The 7,829-nt window shown below is 58.6% G+C and carries 7 protein-coding genes and 1 pseudogene; 6 read left to right on the top strand and 2 right to left on the bottom strand.

Features of this window, described 5'->3' with window-relative positions; genetic code table 11:
• Positions 1-253 precede the first annotated feature (253 nt).
• Complete coding sequence (locus ACUTJJ_RS07595; protein WP_445541801.1) at positions 254-634, top strand: IS3 family transposase; 381 nt, start codon at positions 254-256, stop codon at positions 632-634.
• 46 nt (positions 635-680) lie between these two features.
• Entirely contained in the window at positions 681-866 is a 186-nt protein-coding gene (locus ACUTJJ_RS07590) for an integrase core domain-containing protein (protein WP_445541800.1), read from the top strand.
• Positions 867-877: 11 nt separating this feature from the next.
• Here the strand turns inward: ACUTJJ_RS07590 and ACUTJJ_RS07585 are convergent, their stop codons facing one another.
• On the bottom strand, positions 878-2,941 hold the full coding sequence (locus tag ACUTJJ_RS07585; RefSeq protein ID WP_445541799.1) for a recombinase family protein: 2,064 nt from the start codon (positions 2,939-2,941) through the stop codon (positions 878-880).
• Positions 2,931-3,128 (bottom strand): hypothetical protein, encoded by a 198-nt coding sequence (locus ACUTJJ_RS07580; protein WP_445541798.1) that lies wholly within the window; start codon positions 3,126-3,128, stop codon positions 2,931-2,933. Before ACUTJJ_RS07580 ends, ACUTJJ_RS07585 begins: the two co-directional genes overlap by 11 nt.
• A 342-nt stretch (positions 3,129-3,470) precedes the next feature.
• Between ACUTJJ_RS07580 and ACUTJJ_RS07575 the strand changes: the two are divergent.
• The 4 genes and pseudogenes from ACUTJJ_RS07575 to coxB form a co-directional block, all read left to right on the top strand.
• A pseudogene (locus ACUTJJ_RS07575) lies at positions 3,471-3,703 on the top strand (hypothetical protein); the annotation flags it as partial.
• A gap of 103 nt (positions 3,704-3,806) precedes the next feature.
• Positions 3,807-6,209 carry an FdhF/YdeP family oxidoreductase gene (locus ACUTJJ_RS07570; RefSeq protein WP_445541797.1) on the top strand — a complete coding sequence of 801 codons (2,403 nt, stop codon included), beginning with the start codon at positions 3,807-3,809 and terminating at the stop codon, positions 6,207-6,209.
• 27 nt (positions 6,210-6,236) lie between these two features.
• Positions 6,237-6,833: a c-type cytochrome gene (locus ACUTJJ_RS07565; RefSeq protein WP_445541796.1), complete on the top strand. Its 597-nt coding sequence runs from the start codon at positions 6,237-6,239 to the stop codon at positions 6,831-6,833.
• Complete coding sequence (gene coxB / locus ACUTJJ_RS07560; protein ID WP_445541795.1) at positions 6,830-7,822, top strand: cytochrome c oxidase subunit II; 993 nt, start codon at positions 6,830-6,832, stop codon at positions 7,820-7,822. The genes ACUTJJ_RS07565 and coxB overlap by 4 nt, the downstream gene beginning before the upstream one ends.
• Positions 7,823-7,829: the final 7 nt, after the last annotated feature.

Here is a 7,829-nt window from a genome sequence, read left to right as displayed (position 1 = left end):
TCCGAAGCCAAGCGGCTGAAGACGAGAACGCGAAGCTGAAGCGGCTTCTGGCGGACGCGATGCTCGACAATGCAGCTTTGAAAGACCTTTTGGGAATGAAGTGGTGACTCCCGCAGCAAGGCGGAAAGCTGTCCTGCATCTGATGGTTCACCACGAGATGAGCGAACGGCGGGCGTGTAAAGCAATGGGCTTTAGCCGAATGACAATCCGCTAGGAAATCAGGCGCAGCGACGATGATCGTCTTCGCGAGCAAATGAAAGCATTGGCGCATGAACTCCGCCGCTCCGGATATCGACGCATTCACGTGCTTCTCAGGCGTCCGGGTCACCTTGTGAACCACAAGAAGCTCTTCCGGCTGTATCGGGAGGAGAAGCTGACGGTGCGCAAGCGCGGCGGCTGGAAACGAGCAATCGGCACACCTGCGCCGATACTGGTCCCGAAGACGGCCACTGATCGCCTGTCGCTGGACTTCGTGTCGGATCAGCTCACGATGGCCGCAGGCTCCGGGTGCCAGCGATCGTCGATGATTGCACTAGAGAATGCCTGGGCAACGCCGCCGATACATCGCTCTCGGCCCTACGGGTGGCTCGTCAGCTGGATCGGATCATCGAGGGGCGAGGTAAGCCGGAGATGATCGCCAGCGACAATTGAAGTGAGTTCACCGGCAACGCGATCCCGCAATGGGCCGACCGGGCAACAGTCAAATGGCACTACATCGCACCGGCAAGCCGATCGAGGACGCCTTCATCGAAAGCTGCAAGGTGTTGCTGCGAGATGGGTTCCTGAATGAAACGCTCTTCTCGTCACTAAGCCATGCTCGATTAGCGTTTTTAGACTGGCGCAGCGATTACAATTCTGATTCATAACGCCCATCTTTCTATGTTGTTGAAGGGAATAAGCTTTCCTGATCTGGATGCGATCCTGTGGGGTGTCGGGGGTTCTGCCGGACCCGATCGAGGATCTGACGTGTTTGTGAGGTCCCCAGTTTTGAACGGCTGAAGATCCATGGGCCATCGGGTAGCGGATGAGTTCCCTTAATCTCGCCAGCCTCAGCCGCCAGACGCAGTGTCTTTGGCGTTATCCCGAGCAACTTCGCCGCACCGCCCAGATTAAGCCACGGCTCGACCCCGTCGATCTGGGGGCGGAAGACTGGAATCTTGCGATATGACCTCAGCGCAGTGACCCGCTCCCGTGTCCAGCGATTGCCATTGCCGGTCGTCAGTCCGTTGCGATTGAGGACACCGGCAATCACATCGTCATTGGCAATAAGGACGAGCTGTCGCACAGCGTCGACAATGTCGTCAGGCGTCGCGTTTCTTTGTCCTCGGCGCCGCTTCGGCAGGCGCAGTTCGGTGTGGACGCCACCAACCCAATGAATGGCGAGTACGATCTCAGAGGCTCCATCATCGAGATCGGCGACCACTTCATTGATGAGCGTGCGCACGATGCGCTTCTTTAGCCTTGTATCTGTTGTCGGGGCTGTCCAGACGGTGCGAAGGTTCCCCGCAAGGTCAGTTACCTGTGAGGCGGTCATGGGGAATGGCTGCGGCGTAACCGTCCGATGTTTGGCAATCCTGGCCTCGATCTCCCCGACGCGAGCGAGCGCCTTGTTCCAGCGTGCTTCGAGCTCCGAGGTCACCAGCCTGTTCTCCGGATCGGCCGCGTCATATTGCCGGAATGCCCTATCGGCGGCGTAGCGCGCCGCCTCGAGGTCACGCAGAAAGGCATCCTGAACCTGATCGCGTTGGCTGGCCATAGTACGTTCCGCCTCGACGGCGGCGGCAATAGCTCCTGGTTCCACCACGCCGAGCAGTGCCTCTTCGATCGCATCATCGACCCGCAGACCGCCGAAAGCAATGCAGCGAGGCTCACCATTATCGAGCAGACCACGCCAGCAGGAATAGCGCGGAATGTTATGCTTGTTTCCGGTGTACCGGACGGTCAGCTTTCGACCACACCTCTTGCAACGGAAAAGGCCGGCAAGCAGAGCGTCGCCGTGCTTCGGCGCCCCGTGGTGGCGGCTGGCTGGCACATTGTCGCTCAACATCTTGCGGATCTCCTCCGCCCGTTCCCAACTGACGTAACCTTCATGTGCATCCGGGATCAGCGCCAACCATTCATCACGCGCCTTGTGACGAATTCCAGATCGGCCATCGTATCGGGGCACGGAGCGACTCTTACCATAAGCGTACGCTCCGCCGTAGATCGGGTTCGCAATCATCCGGTGGATGGTGGCATAATTTGGCCTGCGCCAGATGACCTCACCATTGGTGTACCTGACCGGCAGGTCCAGCCCCTGCTCGAGGAACCATAGCAGAGCCTGCCGCGCACTGCCGAGTTCGGCAACCTTGTCGAAGACAAGTGCGATGGCTTCCTGGATGCGTCGGTCGGGATCCTTCTCGATCCTGTCACCCGCCTTCACGAAGCCGGCCGGGACGCTGACGATGAGTTCACCGCGGCGAGCCTTCTCATAGCGGGCGGAAAGGGAACGCTGACGCAAGAGATCGAGCTCATACTCGTTGAGGCTGCCCTTCAAACCCAAAAGCAGACGATCGTTGCTCTGGCGGGGCGCATAAACCGCTTCCTGGTCGATCAGGATGGTATCGACAACGCGGCACATCTCGATAAGTTGCTGCCAGTCCCGGCTGTTGCGGGCGAAGCGCGATACCTCACGCGCGGCCACGGCGCCAACCTTGCCAAGGCAGACTTCCGCCACCATCCGGTCAAATCCAGCGCGGATCACGCTGCCGGCGGCCGAGCGACCAAGGTCGTCATCCACCGTGTCTATTTGTGACCATCCAAGCGCTGCCAGCCGGTCGCGCATGGCGTACTGGAGGGCGCTGCTTTCTCGATTGTGCAGAACCTGATGAGCTGATGACTGCCGAACATACAGGATGGCCTTCCGCTCCAGATGATGCGGCCCGATCTTCTCATGCATCATGGCCGGTCTCCTTCTGTTGGGAGACCGGCTCGCACCTTGCATGATCGACGAACAGTCGCACGATGAGAACCGTCAGTGCCTGGCGGGTTTCCTCCGGCAACTCCGGCCATTGCGGCATCCCTCCCGTCTTTCCCCGCTGCGGGGCCGAGAACAGATCGAACTGGTATGTCATGGGCTGGTGGGGCATGGACATCTCTCCGACTCGTTTCGTGAGAGACCAATGCTGCGCCCATTACCGAAGATTGCGATGAGGCATCAGCGTCCTTCAACAATCTTGCCAAAATATGCAGGCTTGCGAGATCGACGTGCGGAACCGACAGGCTGCGCCAGGTTCCACTCACAGATCGGTCGAACATCCAAGACGGGACTTCAAGAAGTCGATCAGAGGAAGCACAAGAAAGACTGCAGCGGAAAATATGCGTCCCTTTGGATAGCGCCTCATGGACGTGAACGAGCCGCCCGGACCAGGGATGCCACGGATACAAAAGCTCGCGAACCTCGGTCCCGTGGGTGTTCTGTCGTCGTGTTGTACAACGATCACCGACCGCATTCCGGCCCCGGCTGGATGACACCTGCCGAGTCCACTCAGACCATCAACCCGGGACGTGATACGGTGCTGCGCAGCCGGAATGGTTCCTCATTGCCACCGGCCGCTACCGCCCGAAATACGGAACCCAAAACCGCTGGAGCGAACTCAAAACTGGACGAAACTTGCGGTCGCGTCAGTCCGCCACCAACTTATGCTCATTTGGGTCGGGATGACGTCACACGGATTCACAAATCCCACACGAAAATTTTTCTGCCGAATGGAAACCGGGACCGCTTTCGAAAGTTCGGAAAGGCATCAATCGGGAGTACATCGACCATGACATCGCGGCGCAAAAGAGATCCCGATATTGGTTTCAAGCCGGGTCCGGCCGGTGGTTGGGGGTCAGCGAAGTCGGTCGGGGAGGTGTTGCTGCGGGAGCATGTTCCTCTTTCAGGCGCGACATTGCTGAAGCACCAGAACAAGCCTCAGGGGTATATGTGCGTCAGCTGTGCCTGGGCGAAGCCGGCAAAAACCCACCCTTTGGAATTTTGTGAAAACGGTGCCAAGGCCACCGCGTGGGAAGTCACGAACCGTCGTGCCGACAGGGAATTTTTTGAAAAACACACCTTGGCAGAGCTGGAGAGCTGGCGCGATCACGGCCTGGAGGAACAGGGCAGGCTCACCCACCCGATGCGTTGGGATGCATCGTCCGACAAATATCTTCCGGTCAGTTGGGAGGAAGCATTCGACGAAATCGGCCGGGAATTGCAAGCGATCGCTCCTGAGCAGACCGAGTTTTACACCTCCGGCCGCGCGTCGCTCGAAGCATCCTACATGTACCAGCTTTTTGCCCGCATTTATGGCAGCAACAATCTGCCGGATTCCTCGAACATGTGTCACGAGAGCTCGTCCGTTGGACTCCCCGAAAGCATTGGTGCGTCTGTCGGAACCGCGGTCCTTTCCGACTTTGAGAATTGCGACTGCATCTTCTATATCGCGCAGAATGTTGCGACCTCCTCGCCCCGCCTTCTTCATGATCTCCAGGACGCGGTGGATCGCGGCGTCAAAATCCTGACGTTTAATATGCTGCGCGAACCCGGGTTGGAGCGCTTCGTCAACCCGCAGTCGCCCGCCCAGATGCTTGCGACACCGGCCACACCCATTTCCACAAAGTATTATCAGGTGAAGAACGGCGGCGATATTGCTGCGCTGTTCGGTATCTGCAAAGCCCTCATCGAAGCCGACGATGCCTTCCAGGCGCGCGGAAACAGCAAGGTCTCCGGTTCCGACGCACAACCGCGAGACCCGGAAAATGCAGCAACCGTCGCCTTCGCAGCCTCCATTGCCGCAGCCGACAGGAAGAACGTTCTCGATCATGACTTTCTCGCGGAGCACACCGCCGGTTTTGAGGAATTCGCAGCGGTAGCCCGCAGCTACGACTGGAAGGAACTCGAGCGCGTTTCGGGTCTGGCCCGCGAAGAAATGATGGAGGCTGCCTCGATCTATGCCGAATCCAACGCGGTGATGATGGTCTATGGCATGGGCCTTACCCAACATCTGATGGGCGTCGAAAATGTGCACATGGTTGCAAATCTTGCTCTGCTGCGGGGGAACATCGGCAAGCCCGGCGCAAACATCTGTGCGGTCCGGGGGCATTCCAATGTTCAGGGGCAGCGAACTGTTGGCATCACCGAAAAACCGGGCCTGATTCCCCTGGACAAGCTGGCGGAACTTTATGATTTTGAACCTCCGACCTGGGAGGGCCACTCGACGGTCGACAGCTGCAAATCCATCCTCTCTGGGGAAACAAGGGCATTTGTCAGCCTCGGGGGCAATTTTCTGCGCGCCGCGCCAGAGACGGACGCCATGGAGGCGGCGTGGCGGAACTTGCGGCTGACGGTGCAGATCGCCACGAAGCTCAATCGCAGTCACGTCATTCACGGCGAGATTGCTTACCTGCTTCCCTGTCTTGGGCGTATCGAAATCGACGAACAGGCTACAGGCCCGCAGGCTGTTTCCATGGAAAGCTCCGTTGCCCATTTCCATGGCTCGAGAGGAAGATCGAAACCGGCAAGCCCGGAGTTGCGGTCAGAGCCTGCGATCATCGCCGGAATGGCGCTGGCGACGCTCACGCACGGCGATGTTCCCTGGAAACAATGGGTGGATGATTACGCGCTCATCCGCGACGCCATAGAGGAGACCTATCCAGAGACGTTCAAAAGTTTCAATAAGCGGCTTTTCCAGCCCGGTGGAATTCCGCGTCCCTTACCAGCGCGCGAACGCAAATGGGTGACGAAAAGTGGCAAGGCGAACTTTCTCACACCGGACCGCCTTTTTCCGGAGTTTCCGTTTGACGCATCGGCATCGGATGTCCTCCACCTTGCCACGCTTCGATCCAACGACCAGTTTAACACGACGGTTTACGGTTACAGCGACCGGTTCCGTGGCGTGGAGGGAACACGTCAGGTCATTTTCATGAACGCCGACGATATCGCGCTGCTCGGTTTTGCCGATGGTGATATCGTTGATATCGTCACGGCGATCGAGCCGGAGACGGTGCGGGCTGTGCACGGCTTTCGGATTGTCACCTATGACATCCCTTCCGGCTGTTGCGCTGCCTATTTTCCGGAAACCAACCCCCTTTTTCCGCTCGCTCACCACAGCCCCAAGGCCAAGACCCCGTCTTACAAGCTGCTACCGGTTCGTCTGGAGCCATCAACAACTGTTCCGAACAATTGAGGATTGTCGAGGTGCAGCATGGGGAGGATGACAGAACGCGCGACTCTTTCCGGCATGGTTTTCTGGTCGGGTCTGGGAATGGTGGCGGTCGGTGTTGTAGCGATCATCGGGTACTGGCGGGAGCCGCGTGTGTCTCGCGGCGATCCTCCGATAATGTCCGCGCTCAACCAGCTCCGCTTTATGCCTGTTCCCGTTTCCGGCGCGCCTCCCGAAGTCTATTTCGCCCTTGGGAAACCGTTCGAACGCACAGCCTATGATCTTTCGCAGGGAAAGCGGCTCTACGGCTGGTTCGGATGCGCGTCATGCCACGCTGAAGGGCAGGGTGGAAAAGGACCTTCCTTTCTGGATGGCGACTGGATTTACGGGCCCTCGATGATCTCTATTGCCGGCTCGATCAGGGATGGTCGCCCCGGTGGAATGCCATCGTTTGGCAACAGGATGACGACAGACCAGATCTGGCAGCTTGCCGGATATGTCAGGACCATTGGTGCCTATTCGGCGAGAGTTTCGGCGCCGGCGCGCAATGATGATCGCCAGACACGGCCTGCGGAAAATCGTGCACCGGCTGCAATTCTCTTCAACGAAGGCAAAGCGTGGAAGAGACCAGAAGGTCCGGTGCCTTGAAGACGCCCGCCGCTCTTCTTGTCAGTCTCACCCTGCTTTCCGGCTGCAGCGGCATGCAGTCGGCATTGCATACCGCAGGGCCCTCTGCCTCGAAGTTGAAAGAACTGATCGTTCTCATCGTCGGCATCAGTGTCGTCGTCTGGATTCTCGTCGTTTGCATTCTGGTCTGGGCGCTGCTGCGGCATCGCAAGAAGGCCACCGGCGAGGATCCGCGCAACCAGCGAAGGTTGTCGATCGTGGTCGCGGTTGCGGTTGCCGCCACCACATTTATTGTCGCGGGCTTGACTGTCGCGAGCTTTTTGACCACGCGGGCGTTGGACGTCAACGACGACACCGCTGTAACGATCCGGGTCCGTGCCCAGCAATGGTGGTGGCAGTTCGTTTATGAAGCGAAGGGTTCCGATCCGTCGTTTCAGACCGCAAATGAGATGCATGTTCCTGTTGGCCGCACTATCCGCGTGATGCTTGGAAGTGCCGATGTCATTCATTCCTTCTGGGTGCCGAGCCTGGCAGGCAAGATGGACCTCGTGCCGGGCCGCGAGAATATGCTGACATTTCGGGCCGATAGACCAGGTGTTTATCGAGGTCAATGCGCTGAATTCTGCGGGCTCCAACATAGTCATATGGCCTTCATGGTGATTGCCGAGGAGGAGGCTGACTATCGCCGCTGGACTGAACGACAAAAGGATGATGCGTTACCGCCGGACAGTGCGGAAGCGCGGGCTGGCATGGCCGTCTTCATGGGCAGGCAATGTGCCGCCTGCCATACGATCAGGGGAACGCCTGCCGCCGGTCTAAACGGTCCTGACCTTACTCATGTTGGCAGTCGGCAAACGATCGGAGCAGGTCTTTTGGCAACAACCAGGGGCTCGTTTGCAGCCTGGATCGCCGATCCGCAAACGCTGAAACCCGGCAACAACATGCCTTTGGTTCCGTTGACCGGCGAGGAGTTGAGGCAGGTATCCGCCTATATGGAGGGGCTCAAATGATGCCCGA

Source organism: Agrobacterium sp. DKPNP3 (assembly GCF_052686535.1).
The sequence above is the reverse complement of the archived record's forward strand: the minus strand, read 5'-3'. Positions and strand labels throughout refer to the sequence as shown.

Coding starts and splice junctions, on each gene's coding strand:
- ACUTJJ_RS07585 (WP_445541799.1), bottom strand. CDS start 2,941: ATGATGCATGAGAAGATCGGGCCGCATCATCTGGAGCGGAAGGCCATC.
- ACUTJJ_RS07590 (WP_445541800.1), top strand. CDS start 681: ATGGGCCGACCGGGCAACAGTCAAATGGCACTACATCGCACCGGCAAG.
- ACUTJJ_RS07565 (WP_445541796.1), top strand. CDS start 6,237: ATGACAGAACGCGCGACTCTTTCCGGCATGGTTTTCTGGTCGGGTCTG.
- ACUTJJ_RS07595 (WP_445541801.1), top strand. CDS start 254: ATGAAAGCATTGGCGCATGAACTCCGCCGCTCCGGATATCGACGCATT.
- ACUTJJ_RS07580 (WP_445541798.1), bottom strand. CDS start 3,128: ATGCCCCACCAGCCCATGACATACCAGTTCGATCTGTTCTCGGCCCCG.
- ACUTJJ_RS07570 (WP_445541797.1), top strand. CDS start 3,807: ATGACATCGCGGCGCAAAAGAGATCCCGATATTGGTTTCAAGCCGGGT.